This window comes from Amycolatopsis sp. NPDC051903, assembly GCF_044452505.1.
Lineage (GTDB): Bacteria > Actinomycetota > Actinomycetes > Mycobacteriales > Pseudonocardiaceae > Amycolatopsis.
Genome location: NZ_JBITBT010000023.1, coordinates 85,610 through 104,821, shown reverse-complemented (window position 1 = coordinate 104,821; position 19,212 = coordinate 85,610). Strand labels below are relative to the sequence as shown.

Annotated in this window: 16 protein-coding genes; 11 read left to right on the top strand and 5 right to left on the bottom strand. The window is 73.0% G+C overall.

What is annotated here, in order from left to right; translation table 11 throughout:
• Positions 1 to 107 precede the first annotated feature (107 nt).
• On the top strand, positions 108 to 578 hold the full coding sequence (locus ACIA77_RS34750) for a MarR family winged helix-turn-helix transcriptional regulator (protein ID WP_395890286.1): 471 nt from the start codon (positions 108 to 110) through the stop codon (positions 576 to 578).
• Between the two features lie 22 nt (positions 579 to 600).
• Here ACIA77_RS34750 and ACIA77_RS34745 read toward each other — a convergent pair whose 3' ends face one another.
• Both ACIA77_RS34745 and ACIA77_RS34740 read right to left on the bottom strand, forming a co-directional pair.
• Complete coding sequence (locus tag ACIA77_RS34745; RefSeq protein ID WP_395890285.1) at positions 601 to 1,719, bottom strand: DNA glycosylase AlkZ-like family protein; 1,119 nt, start codon at positions 1,717 to 1,719, stop codon at positions 601 to 603.
• A gap of 10 nt (positions 1,720 to 1,729) precedes the next feature.
• The gene (locus ACIA77_RS34740; RefSeq protein ID WP_395890284.1) at positions 1,730 to 2,128 is read right to left on the bottom strand and encodes a DUF3224 domain-containing protein; all 399 of its coding nucleotides are present in this window, start codon (positions 2,126 to 2,128) and stop codon (positions 1,730 to 1,732) included.
• A 62-nt stretch (positions 2,129 to 2,190) separates the two neighbouring features.
• Here ACIA77_RS34740 and ACIA77_RS34735 point away from each other — a divergent pair, with 62 nt between their 5' ends.
• Positions 2,191 to 3,168, top strand: a complete 978-nt coding sequence (locus ACIA77_RS34735; RefSeq protein ID WP_395890283.1) for a helix-turn-helix transcriptional regulator — start codon at positions 2,191 to 2,193, stop codon at positions 3,166 to 3,168.
• Positions 3,161 to 3,955 carry a uroporphyrinogen-III synthase gene (locus ACIA77_RS34730; RefSeq protein WP_395890282.1) on the top strand — a complete coding sequence of 265 codons (795 nt, stop codon included), beginning with the start codon at positions 3,161 to 3,163 and terminating at the stop codon, positions 3,953 to 3,955. The genes ACIA77_RS34735 and ACIA77_RS34730 overlap by 8 nt, the downstream gene beginning before the upstream one ends.
• On the opposite strand, the gene ACIA77_RS34725 is transcribed toward ACIA77_RS34730, so the two are convergent.
• Both ACIA77_RS34725 and ACIA77_RS34720 read right to left on the bottom strand, forming a co-directional pair.
• Complete coding sequence (locus ACIA77_RS34725; protein WP_395890281.1) at positions 3,952 to 4,773, bottom strand: siderophore-interacting protein; 822 nt, start codon at positions 4,771 to 4,773, stop codon at positions 3,952 to 3,954. The genes ACIA77_RS34730 and ACIA77_RS34725 overlap by 4 nt on opposite strands.
• A 46-nt stretch (positions 4,774 to 4,819) precedes the next feature.
• Positions 4,820 to 5,146 carry an MGMT family protein gene (locus tag ACIA77_RS34720; protein WP_395890280.1) on the bottom strand — a complete coding sequence of 109 codons (327 nt, stop codon included), beginning with the start codon at positions 5,144 to 5,146 and terminating at the stop codon, positions 4,820 to 4,822.
• Between the two features lie 138 nt (positions 5,147 to 5,284).
• Between ACIA77_RS34720 and ACIA77_RS34715 the strand changes: the two genes are divergently transcribed.
• The 4 genes from ACIA77_RS34715 to ACIA77_RS34700 all read left to right on the top strand — a co-directional run bounded on the left by ACIA77_RS34715 (position 5,285) and on the right by ACIA77_RS34700 (position 13,713).
• A complete protein-coding gene (locus tag ACIA77_RS34715; protein ID WP_395890334.1) occupies positions 5,285 to 8,458 on the top strand; it encodes an ATP-dependent helicase in 3,174 nt (1,057 codons plus the stop codon).
• On the top strand, positions 8,455 to 11,874 hold the full coding sequence (locus ACIA77_RS34710) for an ATP-dependent helicase (RefSeq protein ID WP_395890279.1): 3,420 nt from the start codon (positions 8,455 to 8,457) through the stop codon (positions 11,872 to 11,874). The genes ACIA77_RS34715 and ACIA77_RS34710 overlap by 4 nt, the downstream gene beginning before the upstream one ends.
• A 198-nt stretch (positions 11,875 to 12,072) precedes the next feature.
• Positions 12,073 to 13,155 (top strand): potassium channel family protein, encoded by a 1,083-nt coding sequence (locus ACIA77_RS34705; RefSeq protein WP_395890278.1) that lies wholly within the window; start codon positions 12,073 to 12,075, stop codon positions 13,153 to 13,155.
• Between the two features lie 87 nt (positions 13,156 to 13,242).
• Positions 13,243 to 13,713 carry a hypothetical protein gene (locus ACIA77_RS34700; protein WP_395890277.1) on the top strand — a complete coding sequence of 157 codons (471 nt, stop codon included), beginning with the start codon at positions 13,243 to 13,245 and terminating at the stop codon, positions 13,711 to 13,713.
• Positions 13,714 to 13,744: 31 nt separating this feature from the next.
• Here ACIA77_RS34700 and ACIA77_RS34695 read toward each other — a convergent pair whose 3' ends face one another.
• Positions 13,745 to 14,749: a neutral zinc metallopeptidase gene (locus ACIA77_RS34695; RefSeq protein ID WP_395890276.1), complete on the bottom strand. Its 1,005-nt coding sequence runs from the start codon at positions 14,747 to 14,749 to the stop codon at positions 13,745 to 13,747.
• A gap of 365 nt (positions 14,750 to 15,114) precedes the next feature.
• Here ACIA77_RS34695 and ACIA77_RS34690 point away from each other — a divergent pair, with 365 nt between their 5' ends.
• Genes ACIA77_RS34690 through ACIA77_RS34675 form a run of 4 tightly spaced genes read left to right on the top strand, consistent with a single transcriptional unit; the run spans position 15,115 to position 19,209 of the window.
• Complete coding sequence (locus tag ACIA77_RS34690; protein WP_395890275.1) at positions 15,115 to 16,455, top strand: hypothetical protein; 1,341 nt, start codon at positions 15,115 to 15,117, stop codon at positions 16,453 to 16,455.
• Positions 16,452 to 17,087 carry a DUF4129 domain-containing protein gene (locus tag ACIA77_RS34685; RefSeq protein ID WP_395890274.1) on the top strand — a complete coding sequence of 212 codons (636 nt, stop codon included), beginning with the start codon at positions 16,452 to 16,454 and terminating at the stop codon, positions 17,085 to 17,087. The genes ACIA77_RS34690 and ACIA77_RS34685 overlap by 4 nt, the downstream gene beginning before the upstream one ends.
• On the top strand, positions 17,084 to 18,229 hold the full coding sequence (locus tag ACIA77_RS34680) for a DUF4350 domain-containing protein (protein ID WP_395890273.1): 1,146 nt from the start codon (positions 17,084 to 17,086) through the stop codon (positions 18,227 to 18,229). Before ACIA77_RS34685 ends, ACIA77_RS34680 begins: the two co-directional genes overlap by 4 nt.
• Positions 18,226 to 19,209, top strand: coding sequence for an AAA family ATPase (locus ACIA77_RS34675; RefSeq protein ID WP_395890272.1), 984 nt, complete (start codon positions 18,226 to 18,228; stop codon positions 19,207 to 19,209). Before ACIA77_RS34680 ends, ACIA77_RS34675 begins: the two co-directional genes overlap by 4 nt.
• Positions 19,210 to 19,212: the final 3 nt, after the last annotated feature.

Genomic DNA, 19,212 nt, shown 5'->3' with positions numbered 1-19,212 from the left:
CAGGTCAGATAACTAACTTAGGTATGCTTATTCAGACCGCACCGGTCCCCCTTCGACCGGAGCGCCTGCGTCAACTATATAACTAACTTAGGTATCTATGAGGTGTGATGGGTGACACAATCGACCCGGCGGCGGTGCTGCCGCGGCTGATGCAGCTGGGCAACGCGCTCAACCGCAGCCAGCTGACCGAACGGGCCATGGCGCAGGTCGGCATCCCGCTCGACCGGCCGGCCGTCAGCGTCCTCGTCACGCTGCGGACAGCCGGGAAACCCTTGCGCGTCGGGGAGATCGCCTCGCGCATGCAGGTCGTCGGCCCGCACGTCACGCGCCACCTGCACGCGCTGGAGAAGCGCGGCCTCGTCGCCCGCGTGACCGACCCGGACGACCAGCGCGCCCGCCTGATCGAACTCACCCCCGACGGCACCACCGCGGCGGGCCGCTACCTGCAAGCCGTGCTCGGCTGGTTCACCGACGCACTGGCCGACTGGCCGGCCGAAGACCGCGCCACCTTCGGCCGGCTGCTGGACCGCTTCGTCGAGGATCTGACCGCCCGCCTCGCGACCATCGACGAATCCTGAGCGCCGGCGGGCCGCGGGGAAACTAAGCCCAGGTCACCGAGAAATCCCCGTACCCCCGCGCAGTCGCAGCCCGGGCGGCTTCCTCTTCGGCCGCGTCGCGGTCCGCGCGGCGGAGGGGGTCGAAGGCCGTGAGCGTGAAGGCCAGCCGTTTGCCCGAGCCGCGGGTGCGCCACACGCCCAGGAGTTCGCCGTCCACCAGGAGGGCGCCGGGGCTGCCCAGGATTTTCCAGACTTCCTTGGCACGCGCCGTGTCGGGCACCAGTACCGCCTTGTCGCGGGCTTGGGTGAAGGGGTCCAGGGGCGGCAGCAGCCGCACCACCGACGGTGAAGGCGGGTTCTCCAATGCGTCCACTTGGGACGAAGGCAGGTACGCCCGCCGGCCGTCCACGCGGACCTCGGTCAGGTCGGCCGGCCACGTCCGCGCGACCACCGTCTTAGCCGTGCCGGCGAAGCCCGCCGCGTCGCCCTGGGTGGCGGGGCCGTTCACGGTGAGGTAGCCGCGCACCACGCGGGACGCGGCGGCCGGGTCCGGTGAGGTTCGCATGCGGCCGCGATCCTCCAGCGGCGCGAGCGTCGCCGGGGACTGGTCGGCTTCCAGGCGCACGCCGCCGTGGAGGGTGGCGACGCGCATGAGCTGTTCCTGGATGTGCGTGGCGTTGCAGCCGCGGCACCAGCGTGAATACGCGTCGGGCAGTTCGCGCGTCGCAGCGGCGCTCACGGCGCCCTTCGACATCGGCTTCGTCACGACCTTGCGGATCGCGCGCGCCGCGGTGAACAGGACTTCAGTGGCCGGCACGCCCGTCGCGCCGATTTCCTTCTTCTGCCACAGCATCCGGGCCAGCGCGTCGTCATCGTCGAGCGGCACGAGGGAAGCCACGAGCTCCGGCAGGTCCGCGCGCCGGTGGAAGTGCGGTGCACCGCGGTGCGACCACACGAGGGCCAGGCGTGGATCGTCCACAAGGGAATTCGGGTCCACCGGGGAAGCCGACCGCGCGGCGAGCGCGAGCAACGCGGTGTCGCGCATGCTGTCCTGCAGGCCGAGGTCGAACAGCGACGACGACACCGGATCAGCGGCGCTGCGGTGCAGCCCGTGCTGCGCGACCCGGTACGCCATGACCTGCTTGCGCGACACTTCGAGCACAGCCGCCTCCTCAGCCCAGCCGGTAGTCGAACGTGTACGACACGGTCGGCTCGCCGAGCACACCCGTCACCGTGCCCGAACCGGCCAGCCCGGCGAGCCCGCCGGTCGCCGAACCGGGCACGACCTCGAACTTCGACCAGATGCCCTTCGGGTCGAACCCGCCTTCGTGGCGGACGACGAAGGTGCCGCGGCGGCCGCCGACCACGCCGTCGAAGCGCTCGAAGCTCGGTGACGTCGTGCCGCCGCCGTCGTAACCCTCACCCGCGTAGTACAGCAGGTAATCGCAGATCGACTCACCTTCGATGACACCGTGGTACTCCATCGTGGCGTGCGCGTAGGCCACGCGCGGCCCGCCCTCCTCGCCGCTCGCGAGGTGCTCGTCCCACTTCTTCATGCTGAATTCGTTCATGCCGCCCACTCAACCGCCCATACCTGTCAGCTTGTGTCAGGATTTCGGGGCATACTCGATTCGTGCGCGCTTCCCGACTTCTCACGGTGCTGCTCCTGCTGCAGAACCGCGGCCGGATGACGGCCGAAGAGCTGGCCGCCGAGCTGGAGGTCTCCGTGCGCACGGTCTACCGCGACATCGACGCGCTCTCGGCCTCCGGCGTCCCCGTGTACGCCGACCGCGGCCGCGCCGGTGGTTATCAGCTGGTCGACGGCTACCGCACCCGGCTGACCGGGCTCACCGAGGAGGAGGCGCAGTCGCTGTCGCTCGCCGGGCTGCCGGTGGCCGCGGCGGAGCTGGGACTCGGCACGGTGCTGGCGGCGGCGCAGCTCAAGCTGTACGCCGCCCTGCCGAAGGAGCTGCGCAGCCGCGCCGGCCGGGTCGCCGAGCGCTTCTACCTCGACGTGCCCGGCTGGCACCGCGGCATCGAGAGCGTGCCCGCGTTGTCCCTCGTGGCCGACGCCGTGTGGTCGGCCCACCGCATCCGCATCCGCTACGAACGCTGGGGACAGCAGGAGGTCGAGCGGGTGCTGGAGCCGCTCGGCCTGATCCTCAAGGCGGGCAACTGGTACCTCGCCGGCCGGTGCGAGGGGACCGATCGCACGTACCGGATTTCGCGCATCCGCGAGCTGACGGACCTCGGCGAAGAGTTCGAGCGACCGGCCGACTTCGACCTCCCCGCCTATTGGCAGGAGTGGTCGGCGCAGTTCGAACGCCGCATGTACCCGCGGATCGCGACGGTGCGCCTGTCACCGCGCGCGCAGGCTCTCGTACCGTTCTACGCGGGCAGCGTCGGCGCCCGGGCGTTGCGCGAGGCGCTCGACGGCGGCGCGGAGCCCGACGAAGAGGGCTGGCTCACGATCGGGCTGCCGGTGGAGCCGGGCGAACCGGCGATCGGCGAACTGCTGCGGTTCGGGCCGCACCTGGAAGTACTCGAGCCGGCCGACCTGCGGGCGCAGCTCGCGGAAGCGATCAGGGAGATGGGAGCGACGTATGGGTGAGCTCCACGGGGTGCGCATCGGCGTCACCGCCGAACGCCGCGCCGACGACCTCATCGGCGCCTTGATCCGCCACGGCGCCGAGGTGCGCCACGCGCCCACGATCACCATCGTGCCGCTCGCCGAGGACCCGGAGCTCAAGCGCAGCACGGAAACCGTGCTCGCCGCGCCCGTCGGCTTCACCGCCGTCACGACCGGCGCCGGCTTCCGCGGCTGGGTCGGCGCCGCCGACGGCTGGGGCCTCAAGGACGACCTGCTCACAGCCCTCGCGGCCTCGCGGATCTTCGCGCGCGGCCCGAAAGCCGTCGGCGCGTTGCGCGGCCTGGGCCTGCGCGAGGATTATGCGGCGCCCGGCGAGAGCAACGCGGAGCTCTTCCAGGCCCTGATCGACGCGGGTGTCGAGGACGAGCGCGTCGCCGTCCAGCTGCACGGCGCGCCGCTGCCGGAGTTCACGAGCCGGCTCACCGGCGCCGAAGTCGTCACCGTCCAGCCCTACCGCTGGCTGTCGCCGCCGAACGCGCAGCCGGTGTTCTCCCTCGTCCACGACATCCTGTCGGCCGAGGTCCAGGCGCTGGTCTTCACCAGCGCCCCGGCCGCCACCAACTTCCTGACGCTCGCCGGGGACCGCCGGGACGCGGTGGTCGACGTCCTGCGGCGGGGCGAGATCAAGACGTTCTGCGTGGGCCCGGTGACCGCGGCACCCCTCGAAGCCGCGGGCATCCCGACCTGCCAGCCCGAGCGGCAACGGCTCGGTGCCCTGGTCAAGCTGGTCGTGGCCACCCTGGGCTAGGGCGCCGCCGCCACCCGCTCGCGCCCGACGGCTTCTTCGCTCATGCCGTGGCGCCAGTAGCCCGTGAAGCAGATCGCCGCCTTGTCGAAACCGCGGTCGCGCACGAGGTGGCGGCGCACGTGCTTCACGGCGTTCGCCTCACCCGACACCCACGCGTACGGCGCCCCGCCCGGCAGGTTCGCGACGCGCAGCGCGTCGAGCAGCGCCGCACCGTGCGGCCGCTCGCCGCGCACGACCCAGTGCAGCTCCACCGCGCCCGCGGTGTCGAACGTCTGCCGCTCCGCGCGGTCGGGGATCTCGACGTACACCGACGCCCGCGCCGATCGCGGCAGCGCCTCCACGATCGCGCCGATCGCCGGCAGGGCCGTCTCGTCGCCGACGAGCAGCTGCCAGTCCGAGCCGCCGGGCACCTCGTAGAGGCTGTGCGGGCCGACGAACGCGACCGCGTCGCCGGCCGCCGCCCGCGCGGCCCACGACGATGCCGGGCCGAGGTCGTCGTCGTGCAGCACGAAGTCGATGTCGACCTCGGCGCGCTCGGGCCGCAGGGCGCGCACTGTGTAGGTGCGCATCGGCGGCCGGACCTCGTCGGGCATCGCGAGGTAGGTCCGGTACCAGGACAGCACGTCGCCGCCGGAGGGAGGCGGCGGCAGCTGCGGCTCGTCCTGCCCCGCGAGCGGGAAGAACACCTTCAGGTACGCATCGGGGCCGAACCCCTCGGACGCGGCCAGCGTCGCGCTGTCGAACGTGACCCTGGCCAGGTGCGGGGTGACGCGCCGGACCGCGGTGACCCGGCCGCGGTGGGAAGTCAGCAATGCCATTAGGTGAGGCTAACCTAAACGACGGCGCTTGTGAAAGCGCGCGTGCTTAGAAGAGCCCGGCGGGACCGTCCTCTTCCGGCGGCCCGTCGGGCTGCCACCGGTACTTCCGCAGGTTTACGCGCTGACCGTCGGCGAGCACCCCCTCCGCACGCAGGCGTTCGAGCTGCTCGTGGACCAGGTGCGGCGCCGGCGTGCCGTCCGCGCGCAGGATCCGCTGCCACGGCAGGTCGTGCCCGTCCTCGGCGAGCACCCGCCCGACCAGGCGCGGAGAGGGCGCACCGGAGAGCGCCGCGATGTCACCGTACGTCGCGACGGTCCCCGCCGGCACGTCGCTGATGACGGCCCGGATCCGCTCGTGAAGTTCGTCGTCCACCCCAGCACTGTGCCGCATGCCACCGACAGTTCCGGCCGCCGGTCGCCAAGTGCGTGCCGGTGCGCCACCCGCCCGTGGCGGCGTGCTTCCATCAATGACGTGAACGGGCGGAGGACGGTACAGGGACAGGCGCGGCTCGTGCGCCCGCCCGCCGCCGGCGCACCCACGTTCACCTGGGACGCCGGCGCGCGCCGCGTGCTCTCGGCGCCCGCCGGGTTCCTGCGCGTGCTCGGTGGCCCGGGTACCGGGAAGACGACCTTGCTCGCCACCGCGGCCGCGCGCCGCATCGCCGAGGGTGCCGACCCGGAGAGCGTGCTGGTGCTCACCACGTCACGCCGCTCGGCCGACGCGCTGCGCGCCGACATCACGCGCCGGCTCACCTCCGATCCGGAGCAGGCTTCGCCGCTGCCGCGCACGGTGAGTGAGCCCCTGGTGCGGACGGTCCACTCGTACGCCTTCTCGCTGCTGCGACTCGAAGCCCGCGCCGAGGAACTGCCGCCCCCGCGGCTGCTGGCCGGAGCGGAGCAGGATGTGGTGGTGCGCGACCTGCTGCAGGGCGACCTGGCGATCGGCGCGCCCGACTGGCCCGAGCAGCTGCGCCCGGCGCTGAACGTGCCCGGCTTCGCCGAGGAGCTGCGCGACCTGCTGATGCGCGCCGCCGAACGCGGTCTCGGGCCCGAGGACCTCGTCGAGCTCGGCCACCGCAAGGACCGCGAGGAGTGGGTGGCGGCCGGGCACTTCTGGGCGCAGTACGAGGAAGTCACGCAGCTGCAGGGCGCGGGCGGCAACGCGCTCGGCGTCCGCAGCGCGCCCGCGCTCGACGCCGCCGAGCTCGTCACGTCGGCACTGCTCGCGTTCGAGGACGACGAGGAGCTGCGCGAGCGCGAACGCAGCCGCGTGCGGCACCTGTTCGTCGACGACGCCCACCACCTCGACCCGCTGCAGGTCCAGCTGATCCGCCAGATCGGGCTCACCGCCGCCGAGTTCGTGGTGGCCGGCGACCCCGACCAGTCCGTGTTCTCCTTCCGCGGCGCCGATCCGCGGCTGTTCGCCGACGCGGACGACGACGGCGACCGCACGGTCGTGCTCACCACGTCGCACCGGCTCGCGCCCGCCGTGCGCGAGGCCGTGACGCGCCTCGGCGCGACGCTGCCGGGGGCGTCGGCGCACCGGAAAATCGTGTCACCGCAGGGGAAACGCGGGGGCAAGGTCCGCGTGCGGCTGATGCCGACGCCCGCCGCCGAGGCGAGCTGGATCGCCGACCAGTTGCGGCGCGCGCACCTCGTCGACGGCGTGCCGTGGTCGGACATGGCCGTGCTCGTGCGCTCCCCGGCGCGGACTTTCCTGGTGCTGCAACGAGCTCTTCGCGCGGCCGGGGTGCCGATCGGCTCCGCCACCCAGGAACTGCCGCTGGCCAAGCACTCCGCCGTGCGGCCGCTGCTGGCCGTGCTGCGGATCGCCGCCGAGCCCGAACTGCTCGACGTCGACCTCGCGGAGATGCTGCTGTCGTCGGCTCTCGGTGGCGCGGATCCGCTGGCGCTGCGCCGGTTGCGCCGGGGGCTGCGGCGGCTGGAACTCGCGGGCGGCGGCCAGCGCTCCAGCGACGAACTGCTCGTGGAAGCGCTGCGCGGCGGGGACATCCTGGCCGGGCTCGCCGACGCCGAGGCCGGTCCGGTCCGGCGCGTCGGCAAGCTGCTGAGCGTCACGAACCGGGCCGCCGTGCGTGGTGACGGCGTGGAGCAGGTGCTGTGGGAGCTGTGGGAGGCCAGCGCGCTGCAGGAGCGGCTGCTGCGGCTGGTCGACCGCGGCGGTTCACTCGGCGCGCAGGCCGACCGGGACCTCGACGCCGTGGTCGCGCTGTTCGACGCCGCGGGCCGCTACGTCGACCGGCTGCCGCGCGCGAGCGTCGCGGCGTTCGCCGACTACCTGTCGTCGCAGAACATCGCGGGCGACACGCTCGCGCCCGCCGCCATTCCCGGCGAAGGGGTGACCCTGGCGACCGCCCACGCGGCCGCGGGTCGCGAGTGGACGGTCGTGGCCGTGGCGGGCGTGCAGGAGGGCGCGTGGCCGGACCTGCGGCTGCGCGGTTCGGTCCTCGGGGTCGAACGGCTCGTCGACGTGCTGTCCGGAGTGGACGACAACGACCGGGTGTCGGCGATCGCGCCGATCCTGGCCGAAGAGCGGCGGCTGTTCTACGTCGCCGCCGCCCGCGCGCGGAGCACGTTGCTGGTCACGGCCGTCGCGGGCGAGGACGAACAGCCGTCGCGGTTCCTCGACGACCTGGAGGAGAACGGCGCCGACGACGGTGCGCTCGACTCCCGCATGAAGCCACCGGGCCGGTCGCTGGTGCTGGCCGAGCTCGTCGGTGAGCTGCGCGAAGTCGTGTGCGACGACAAGGCCGACCCCGAACGGCGCGAACGCGCGGCCACGCAGCTCGCGCGGCTGGCCGACGCCGGTGTGCCCGGCGCGCACCCGAGCACGTGGTACGGGCTGCTGCCCTCGTCCACCGACCAGCCGGTGCACGGCCCGGGCGACCTGATGCGGATCTCACCGTCCACAGTGGAAGTCCTGGTGAAGTGCCCGTTGCGCTGGCTCGTCGAACGCCACGGCGGCAGCGACCCCGCGCAGCTCGCCGCCGTCACCGGGACGCTCGTGCACGGGCTGGCGCAAGCCGTCGCGGGCGGGCGCACCGACGACCAGATCCAGGCCGCGCTCGACGACGCCTGGGTGCGCGTCGACGCCGGGGCGCCGTGGTTCTCGCGGCGCGAACGCAACCGCGTGGAGGCGATGCTGCAGAACTTCGTGCGGTGGCTGGAAGGCAGCCGCAAGGAGCTCGTCGAGTCGGGGGTCGAGCAGGACATCGAGGTCGAGCTGCCGATGGGCGACGACGAGGTGCGGGTCCTGCTGCGCGGCCGCGTCGACCGCGTCGAGCTCGACAAGGACGGCCGGCCGGTGATCGTCGACATCAAGACCGGCAAGGTGCCCGTGTCCGGTGCCGACGCGGAGCAGCACCCGCAGCTGGCCGCGTACCAGCTCGCCGTGCTCCTCGGTGCCATCGAGGGCAAGAACACGCCCGGCGGCGCGCGGCTGGTGTACGTCGCGAAGTCCAACGCCAAGACCGGCGCCACCCAGCGCGACCAGCCGCCGCTCGACGAGGACGGCGGCCGGCAGTGGCTCGACCTGGTGCGGTCGGCGGCGGCCGCCGCGGCCGGGCCCGGCTACGAGGCCCAGGAGAACCCGGACTGCGACCGCTGTCCCGCGCGGGGCTGCTGCCCGCTGCGGCCCGAGGGCCGGCAGGTGACGGGGCCGTGAGCTCGTTCCTCCTCGCGAGCCCCGTGGAACCCGCGGAGATCGCCGACGCGCTGGGGCTGCACCGCCCGACGCCCGAACAGGCCACCGTGATCTCGTCGCCCGTCGAGCCGTCGCTGGTCGTCGCGGGCGCCGGCGCGGGCAAGACGGAGACGATGGCCGCGCGCGTGGTGTGGCTCGTCGCCAACGGGATCGTGAGCCCGGAACGCGTGCTGGGCCTCACGTTCACGCGCAAGGCCGCGCGCCAGCTCGGCGAACGCGTGCGCGCCCGGCTGCGGCGGCTGGCCGGTTCGGGGCTGCTCGACAAGATCGACCCGACGGGCGGCCTGCGCGCGGTCGTCGTGGCCGGGGAGCCGACCGTGCTGACTTACCACGCCTACGCCGGGCGCCTGCTGTCCGAACACGGTCTGCGGCTGCCCGTGCAGCCCGGCGTGCGGCTGCTGTCGGAGACGTCGTCCTGGCAGCTCGCGCACCGCGTGGTGTCCACTTGGGACGACGACCTCGACACCGATCGCGTGCCGTCGTCGGTCACGGCGCAGCTGCTCGCGCTGGCCGGCGAACTGGGCGAGCACCTCGTGCCCACGGACAAGCTCGCCGAGTACACGCAGTGGCTGTGCGACGTGATCGAGAACGCGCCGCGCGCCAAGGGGCAGCGGGCGTCCTTGCCGGTGAAGCTGCAGGAAGTGATGGCGGCGCAACGGTTCCGGCTCGCACTGCTGCCGCTCGTCGAGGCGTACCACCGGCGCAAGCGCGCCGAGGGCGCGCTGGACTTCGCCGACCAGATGTCGCTGGCCGCGCAGCTGGCCGACGGGTATCCCGCCGTCGTCGCGGGTGAACGCGAGCGGTACGGCGCCGTGCTGCTCGACGAGTACCAGGACACCGGCCACGCGCAACGCGTGCTGCTGCGGTCGCTGTTCGGGATGGGGGACCACGCACCGATGCCGGTGACAGCCGTGGGCGACCCCGCACAGGCGATCTACGGCTGGCGCGGCGCGTCCGCGGCGAACCTGCCGCGCTTCACCACGGACTTCCCGCGCCGCGTCGCCGGGCAGCTCGCCCCCGCGCACGAGTTCGGCCTGCTCACCAGTTTCCGCAACCCGCCGGAGATCCTGGCGCTCGCCAACGCCGTCGCGGAACCGCTGCGGGCGCGAGGGCTCGGGGTGCAGCCGCTGCGGGCACGCGACGGCGCCGGGCCGGCCGACATCGCGGTGGCGTTGCTGCCCGACGTCCGGGCGGAACGCGAGTGGGCCGCCGACGCCCTGGCGCGCCGCTGGCACGCCGAGAAGGAGGAGTCCGGCAAACCGCCGACGGCCGCCGTGCTCGTGCGCCGCCGCGCGGACATGGCGCCGATCGCGGCGGAACTGCGGTTGCGCGGGCTGCCCGTGGAGGTCGTCGGCCTGGGCGGGCTGCTCGACGAGCCGGAGGTCGCGGACCTCGTCAGCACGCTGCGGGTGCTGGCCGACCCGCTGGCCGGAAGCGCGGCCGCGCGCCTGCTCACGGGCGCGCGGTGGCGGCTCGCCGCGGCCGATCTGGCGGCGCTGTGGCGCCGGGCGGGTGAGCTGTCGTCCCCGGCGCCGCAGGGTGAATCCGCCGAAGAGCCGGTGCTCGTCACCGAACGCGCCGAGCAGGCCGGCCTGATCGACGCCGTCGACGAACCCGGTGCGCCGGAACGGTATTCCGAGGACGGGTACCGGCGCATCCGGCGCATCGGCGCGGAGCTGGCCGCGTTGCGCCGCCGGCTCGACCAGTCGCTGCCCGAACTCGTGGCCGACGTCGAGCGGACGATGCTGCTGGACGTCGAATCACTGGCGCGGCCCGGTTCGGCGGGCCGCGCGCACCTCGACGCGTTCGCGGAGGTCGTGACCGACTACGCCGAGACGGCGCCCACGGCCACCCTGTTGTCCTTTGTGGACTACCTGAACACGGCCGCGCACGCCGAAGACGGCCTCACGCCGGGCGAGGTGGAGGTCGTGCCCGACCGCGTGCAGGTGCTGACCGTGCACTCCGCGAAGGGGCTGGAGTGGGAGGTCGTGGCCGTGCCGCACCTCGTCACCGAGGTGTTCCCGAGCAAGCGCCGGTCCTCGTCGTGGCTGCGCACGTCGACCTCGCTGCCCGCGATCCTGCGCGGTGACTCGGCGGACCTGCCGGAGCTGCGGATCTCCGCCGGGTTCGACCGCAAGGAGGTTCAGGAAGCGCTCGAACTGCACGAAGAGGGCTTCGCCGCGCGGGAAGCCGACGAGGAGCGCCGGCTGTGCTACGTCGCGCTCACGCGGTCGGAGCGCGCGCTGATCGTGTCCGGGCACTGGTGGAACGAAAGCAGCACGCGCGCCAAGGGACCGTCGGTGTTCCTCACCGAGATCGCCGACGTGCTGCGCGAAGCCGACCCGCCGATCGGCGTGCTCGACGCGTGGGCCGACGAACCCGCCGAGGACGAGGAGAACCCGCTCGTCGCCGACTCCCGCACGGCCCGCTGGCCCGTCGACCCGCTCGGCGACCGCCGGACGGGGGTGGCGACGGGAGTCGAGCTGGTGTTCGCGGCGATGGCGGAGCTCGCGAAGCAGCCACCGCCCCCACCCCCGGAGCCGCGGGACGAGCAGCCCGACCTGTTCAGCGTCGCCGCCGAGGACGACGACGTGCCGCTGCCGCCCGAGCCCGACGAGTACGACGATTTTGCCGGGGAACCGGACGGGCCGCCGGCCGATGAGTACGAAGAGGACAGTGCCGATGAGGTCGACCCCGCCGACCCCGACGGCTGGATCGCCGACACCGACGTGCTGCTCGCCGAACGCGCCCGCGCCCAGTCCACTGTGGATCGCGTGGTGCTGCCCGCGCAGCTGTCGGTGAGCCAGCTCGTGGAACTCGCCGCCGACGCCGACGCGCTCGCGCGCAAGCTGCGCCGGCCACTTCCCTTGCCGCCCAGTACGTTCGTGCGCCGCGGCACCGCCTTCCACTCGTGGCTCGAACAGCGGTTCTCCGGTGAGGGCCTGCTGGACATCGACGACTTGCCGGGCGCAGCCGACCTCGATGAGGCGCCGGACGCCGATTTCGAACAGCTGCAGGAGGCGTTCGAACGCAGTGAGTGGGCCGAGCGCGTGCCGCTGGCCGTGGAGGTGCCGTTCTCGGCCGACGTCGAGGGGATCACCGTGCGCGGCCGCATGGACGCCGTCTACGCCGATCCCGACGGCGGCTGGACGGTGGTGGACTGGAAAACCGGCTCCGTGCCCTCGGCCGACCGGCTGCCCGCGCTGGCCGTGCAGCTGGGCGCGTACCGCCTCGCGTGGGCGGCGCTGAAGAACGTGCCGGTGGACCGCGTGCGCGCGGCGTTCCACTACGTGCGCCACGGCCACACGCTCAGCCCGGCGGATCTGCTCGACTCCGAGGGCCTGCGTGACCTGCTGCGGAACGTCCCCCGGGAGTAGCGGCTCAGGCTCGGTCCTGGTACCGGAGGAACTCCCCGGTTGGCGTCGCACGTGGACGTGCGCCCCGGGCGTCGCCCGAACTCGGCGCGCCGGGTCCCGGCCTGCCACAACGTGATCACCGCGACGGGTGTGCGGGCGTTGACCTTCGGCTATTCTCCCCGCTGTGAGTGACGCCGAACACCCGCGGGGAGCCGGTGCATGAAAGCCCTGAAACGGCTGCCCCTGAACGTCCGGCTGAGCGACCGCCCCGACCACGAGCTCGTCGGCGTGATCCGGATGCCGGAGCTCACCACGAGCCCGATGCGCGCGATCGTCAAGCGGATCATCGGCGCGCTGCTCGCGCTGCTGGCCGCGGTGCTGATCGTCTACGCCGACCGCGACGGCTACCGCGACGTGAACGGCGACGGGCTCTCGTTCCTCGACTCGATCTACTACGCAACGGTCTCGCTCTCCACGACGGGCTACGGCGACATCACGCCGGCCTCGGCGTCCGCGCGGCTGGTGAACATCCTCGTCATCACGCCGCTGCGCGTGCTCTTCCTCATCGTCCTCGTCGGGACCACGCTGGAGGTGCTCACGGAGCGCTCCCGGCAGGCATTCAAGATCCAGAAGTGGAGGACGAAGGTGCGCGACCACACCGTCGTCGTCGGGTTCGGCACGAAGGGCCGCTCGGCCGTCAACGCGCTGCTCGGCGACGAAGAGGTGCAGCCCAGCCGCATCGTCGTCGTGGACACCGACCAGGAGGTGCTCGACGCGGCGAGCTCGATGGGGCTCGTGACCGTGCACGGCTCCGCCACCAGGGCCGACGTCCTGCGCGTGGCCGGGGTGCAGCACGCGAAGGCCGTGGTCGTGGCGCCGAACCGCGACGACACGGCGGTGCTCGTCACGCTCACCGCGCGCGAGCTGGCGCCGAAGGCCCACATCGTCGCGTCGGTGCGGGAGGCCGAGAACGTCCACCTGCTCAAGCAGTCCGGCGCGAACCAGGTCGTGGTCTCCAGCGAGACGGCCGGGCGGCTGATGGGCATGGCGACCTCGGCCCCGCGGCTGGTCGACATGGTCGAGGACCTGATCACGCCGGAATCGGGACTCGCGATCGCCGAGCGGCCCGCCGAAGCGTCCGAAGAGGGCGGTTCGCCGCGGCACCTGCCGGACATCGTGCTCGGTCTCGTCCGCGACGGCGTGCTCTACCGCGTCGACGCCCCGCAAGCCGACGCGATCGAGCCCGGGGACCGGCTGCTGTACGTCAAGAAAGTGACGCAAGTGGACAAGGTCGAGTCCTGATCACACCGTGACGGCCGTTCGGCGGAGGGTTACCCCGCCGCCGGTACCTCACTGGGTTTTGCCCCGGGGATCTGGAACCATGGCGGCGTGAAGCTTCCCGACGTCACGAGCAGGACCTCCGTGCAGAGGTGGCTCCAGGTCGGCATTCCCGCCGCCGCCGGGGTGCTCGTGGTCGTGCTCGCTTGGCTCGCCGGCCCCGGTCTCTTCGGCATCGGCGGCGCCGACGCGGGCGCCCCGGTGCAGGCCGAGGTCACCAAGCCCGCCGCGTGCTCCGCGGCGAACCCGGTCGAATCCGTCAAGTTCACGCTCGGTGGCAAGCCCCGCGAAGGCGCGCTCAACGGCTGCGGGCACGCCCTGAACGAACGGGTGGAAGTCGGTGTCCCCGTGGACGCCGCCGACACCGGCACCATCAGCGTCACGGCGTCCGACACCTCGGCCGGCTCCCAGGACGCCCGCGGCCCGATCGCGCTGGTGCTGCTGGTCTTCGCGTGCTTCTCCGGCGGGATGTACGCGTTCCTCGTCATCCGCGGTTCGGGCAAGCTCGCTCTGCTGCACTGACCCAGCACCAACCCGGAGCGGGCGCGTCGCGTCAGCTGACCAGCGACGAAGGCGCCGCGAACGTGTTGCAGTCCGCGATGCGGTTGGACTTCGCACCCTGGCGCCACCAGTAGGCGTAGTGGGCGTTGGTGCCGTGGTCGTGGCTGTGGGACGTGTTGTCCCCGCGGGTTTCCTGGTCGTTCCAAGCCTTGTTGTACATGTCGCGGGTGATGGTGCCGCCCTGGTCGACGTGGGCGCCGAGGAACATGCCCGAGAAGCACTGGGCCTGCAGTTCCTTGCGGCGCGACATTTCGAGGCCCTCGGCGCTGTTCTGGCCGGCCGCGTAGATCTTCTGCCACGCGGCGTCCATGATGCCGGCGACCTCCTGCACGTGGTGGCCGTACTCGTGCGCGAACAGGGCCAGGTAGACGCCGGGGTTGTTGCCGTACTGGTCGGTCTGCAGCCCGGCGAACGGGACGTACAGGTTGTTCTCGCAGTAGTACGCCGCCGTCGCGATGCCGACCTGGATGGTGCCGCACGCGGTTTCGAAGCTCGGGCCCGTCGGGAAGTGCAGGGCGGGCGGGGTGAACGGCAGGTCGTAGGCCTCCAGGAACGGCCCCCACGCCGCGTCGAGGCACTTGCTGGCCGCGGTGAAGAACGCTTCGGCGCCCGACTGCGAGCTCTGCCAGGCCGGCAGGTCGCAGACGCGGTTCTGCAGCCCGGCGTTCGGGTCCTGCAGGATCGGGTGGTCGGCCAGCTTGAGGATCTTCTGCGGGCCGGCGGTGCTCGGTTCGGTGGTGGACGTCTCGGGCGCCGAGGACGCGGTGGACGACGAGCCGTTGTTCGGCGGTAGCTCCAGCGGGCTGGTCGGCGCGGGCGCCGGGTTGTTCTGGTACCCGGTGGCGCCGACGTCCGTGCTCGGCCGGTTCAGCGCGACGATCGCGACGACACCCAGCACCAGCACCGTCACCGCGCCCAGCGCGATCCCGATGATCGCGCCCGGCGAACGCCGCTGCGGCTGCGGCGGGGGGTAGCGCTGCGGCGGGTACTGGCTCATCCAGGGGTTCTGCGGCGGCGGGCCCAGCGGAGGCGGCCCCTGAGGCGGGGGTCCCTGAGGCGGCGGCCCTGGGGGCGGTCCCTGCCGGCCTGGACCCTGTCCCGGGACCGGCGGCGGTTGAACGGTCCCGCGAGGCGGCACCTGGCCGTAGGGCGGTTGCGTCATCAGGGCAGTCCCGGAGGGTCTCGGCACGGGCCGGGCGGCCCCCGGCTTCCGTTCAGCATATCGGGGGAACGGGGGCCGCACGCACCACTCGTGCCCCATCGGTCACCCGACGTGGGTGTCACCCCAGGTCTGGCCCGGTTTGGGAGCCTCTGGAAGAGTGAGCGGCAGCAAGTGACGGGCCGTGACCACGAGGGGCTTCGATGACAGACACACCCGGCTCGCCGGGGCCCGGCGACGACGCGCCCACCCCGAGCCACGGCTTCCCGCGTCCCGATCCGGCCGGCTCGTCCGCCGAAAAGGCCGAAAACGCCGCGAACACCGGTGGCAGCCCGGCTTCGGAAAGCCCGGCGCCGCCCGGCGCCGCGGATTCCGGCGCCCGAAATCCACAGTGGCGGACTCCGGGCACTCCCGTTTCCGGTTCACCCGAACCTTCCGCGCCCGCGGGCCCGCAGCAGCCCGGCTCGCCGCAAGGCGCGCCCGGGACCCAGAACGCGCAATGGCAGTCTCCCGCCGGCGGTGGTCAGCAACCCGGCTCGCAGTGGCAGTCTCCCGGCGGGTACCAGCAATCCGGGCCGCAGCCGATGCCGCAGTACCCCGGCGGCCCGTACGGCGCCGGCCCCGGCTGGAACCCGCACGGCCTGGGCAAACCCGGCGTGATCTCGCTGCGCCCGCTCAACGTCGGTGACATCCTCGACGGCGCGATCACCGCCATCCGCCGTTACCCGGTGCTCATCCTCGGCGTGTCGGCGATCGTCGCGGTGATCGTGGCGGGGCTGAACCTCATCGTGGCGCTGGTGCTCAGCCCCGACCTCAACCGCGTCGCGACGCTCGGCCCGGCCGCCACCCAGCAGGAGCAGCTCGACGCGTTGTACTCCCTGCTGGGTTCCACGGCCCTGAGCTTGATCCCGACGTTGATCATCATCCTGCTCGGCCAGACGTTCCTCACGGGTTTCCTCACCGTGGTGATGGGCAAGGCCGTGCTGGGGCGCCCCGTCGACTTCCGCTCGGCCTGGAGCGAAGCCGCCCCGCGGCTGCTGCCGCTGCTCGCGGTGACGGTCCTGTACGGACTGGCCACCGCGGTCGCCGCGATCTTCTGCTTGCTGCCCGCCGTGATCCCGTACGTGTTCTGGTCGCTCGCGGGCCCCGCGCTGGTGCTCGAGCGCGGCACGATCCGCCAAGCGTTCGGGCGTTCGCGCACGCTCGTGTCGGGCGCGTTCTGGCGCGTGCTCGGCATCCTGCTGCTCGCCGCGGTCATCGGCTGGCTAATCTCCGCGATCATCGGCATCCCGTTCGAACTCGGCTCGGGCGCGTTCTCGGGCCTGTTCGACCCGCAGGCGCAGGTGCCGCAGCAGACCACGGGCGGGCTGGTGCTCCAGTCGGTGGGCACGGTGATCGCCAGGACGATCGTCACGCCGTTCACCGCGCTCGTCACGGTGGTCCTCTACATCGACCAGCGCATGCGGCGTGAGGGCATGGACATCGAGCTGGCCAGGGCCGCGGGCCTCAACCCCCCGCCGGCACCGCCGCGGCAGGCGTGGTGACGTTCCTGTTCCTCACCGACGTCCCGGTCGACATCGACCGGGACCACGCTCGCCTGCGGGCGATCGAGGAGCTGAGCAACCCCGCGTACGCGGACGCGCGGCCCAGCCTGCTGCAACAGGTCGCGACGTGGCTCGGCGAGAAGTTCAGCGAGCTGATCAACAGCCTGTCCGGTGTTCCCGGGGGACCGCTGGGACTGCTGCTGATCGTCGCGCTGCTGATCGTGCTGATCGTGGTGGTGCGGATGCGCGTCGGGAAGGTCGGGCGCGCCGCGCAGGCCGCCCGGCACGTCTTCGGCGGCCGCCGCCGCAGCGCGGACGAGTACCGCAAGGCCGCCGAACAGGCCGCGGCGCGCGGGCAGTTCGCCGACGCCGTGCGTGAACGCTTCCGCGCGATCGTCCGCGGTCTGGAGGAACGGGCGCTGCTCGACGCCCGTTCGGGCCGCACGGCCGACGAAGCCGCCGCGGAAGCCGGGGCGCTGCTGCCGAACCTCGCCACCGACCTCGCGGCGGGCGCGCGGCAGTTCGACGACGTGCACTACGGCGGACGGCCCGGCTCGGAAGCCGCGTACCGCGCGCTGACCGACCTCGACGACCGGGTTCGCCGCGAGCGCCCGGTGCTGGTGGGCGCGTGAGCACCACCAGCTCCGTCTCGCCGGACCTGCGGCGCATCTGGCGCGGCGTGCGGGTGCCGCTCGGGCTCCTGCTGCTGATCGTCCTCGTCGCACTCGCGCTCGTGCTCAGCCGCGGTGACCAGACGAGCGGCGACCTCGAACCCGGTTCGTACGAACCTCGGGGCAGCCACGCGCTGGCGCACCTGCTACAGGAGGAAGGCGTGGACGTCCGTCCCGTGCACACGATCGCCGAAGCGCTGCAGCAGGCCGACGGCGGCACGCTCGTGATCACCGCGCCCGAACGCGTGCCCGGCACCGGCCTGACCGACCTGCGCCGCCGTGTGGCGCACCTCGTGCTCGTGGCGCCGGACGCGAACACACTGTCCACACTGGTCCCGACCGTCACGACCGCCGGGACCACCGACGTCCAGACGCTGTCTCCGGGTTGCACGGTGGGGGCCGCGGTCGGCGCGGGCACCGCGACGCTCGGCGGTACGCGCTTCCGCACGGACGACTCCGAAGCGCGCCAGTGCTACCGCGCCGGCCAGGACCCCACGCTCGTGCAGTTCGCCGACCGCACGGGCACCGTCACGCTGCTCGGCACCGGCGCGCCGCTGACCAACGACCGCCTTTCCGACGAGGGCAACGCCGCGCTCGGGATGCGGCTGCTGGGTGATCACCAGCGGCTCGTCTGGTACGTGCCGTCGCCCAACGACCCCGCGCTCGGCGGCGGGCAGAAGTCCTTCTACGAGCTCATCCCGCCGGGCTGGCGTTACGGTGCCTTCACGGCCGGGATCGCCGTGGTGCTGTTCGCGTTGTGGCGGGCGCGGCGGCTCGGCCCGGTGGTGCCCGAGCCGCTGCCGGTGCTCGTGCGGGCGGCGGAGACGGCGGAAGGCCGCGCGCGCCTGTACCGCCGGGGAGGTGCGGCTGGGCACGCAGCCGAGACGTTGCGCGAAGCGGCCCGCGGGCGGCTGCGGGCGAGACTGGGCTTGCCGCGCGAAGCCGAAGCTGCGGCGATCGTCGAGGCGGTGAGCGCGCGCACGGGCCGGCCGGCGGCCGAACTCGGCGGCGTGCTCTACGGGCCGCCGCCGGAGGACGACGCCGGGCTGGTCCGGCTGGCGGACGAACTGGACACCGTGGAACGAGAGGTGGAGCGGTCTTGAGCACCGAACAGACGCAGGCGCCGGCCGGGACGAACGACGCACGAGCGGCGCTGATCGCCCTGCGCACCGAGGTCGGCAAGGCCGTGGTGGGCAACGACGCGGCCGTCACCGGGCTCATCCTGGCGCTGCTCTGCCGCGGGCACGTGCTGCTGGAGGGGGTGCCGGGCGTCGCGAAGACGTTGCTGGTGCGGGCATTGGCGGCGGCGCTGGACTTGAAGACGACGCGCGTGCAGTTCACGCCCGACCTGATGCCGGGCGACGTCACGGGTTCGCTGGTGTACGACGCGCACAGCGGCGAGTTCTCGTTCCGCGAAGGCCCGGTGTTCACGAACCTGCTGCTCGCCGACGAGATCAACCGCACGCCGCCGAAGACGCAGTCGTCGCTGCTGGAGGCGATGGAGGAGCGGCAGGTGTCGGTGGACGGCAGGCCGCGGCCGCTGCCCGACCCGTTCGTGGTGATCGCGACGCAGAACCCCGTGGAGTACGAGGGGACCTACCCGCTGCCGGAGGCGCAGCTCGACCGGTTCCTGCTCAAGCTGACCATGCCGGCGCCCTCGCGCGAGGACGAGATCGGCATCCTCTGGCGCCACGCGCAGGGTTTCGACCCGCGTGACCTCGCGGCCGCGGGCATCCGCCCGGTCGCGGGCGCGGCGCAGCTGGCGACGGCGCGGCAGGCGGTGGCGCGGGTGACCATCGGGCCCGAGGTGATCGGCTACGTCGTGGACCTGTGCCGCGCGACGCGCGAGCTGCCGGCCGTCCGGCTGGGCGTTTCCCCGCGTGGCGCAACGGGTCTGCTCGCCGTGACGCGCGCGTGGGCGTGGCTGGCCGGGCGTGACTACGCGACACCGGACGACGTGAAGGCGCTGGCCCGCCCGGCGCTGCGGCACCGCCTCGATGTGCGGCCGGAGGCCGAGCTCGAAGGCGTGACGGCCGACGGGGTCCTCGACCGGGTGCTGGCCTCCGTGCCGGTGCCGCGCTGACGC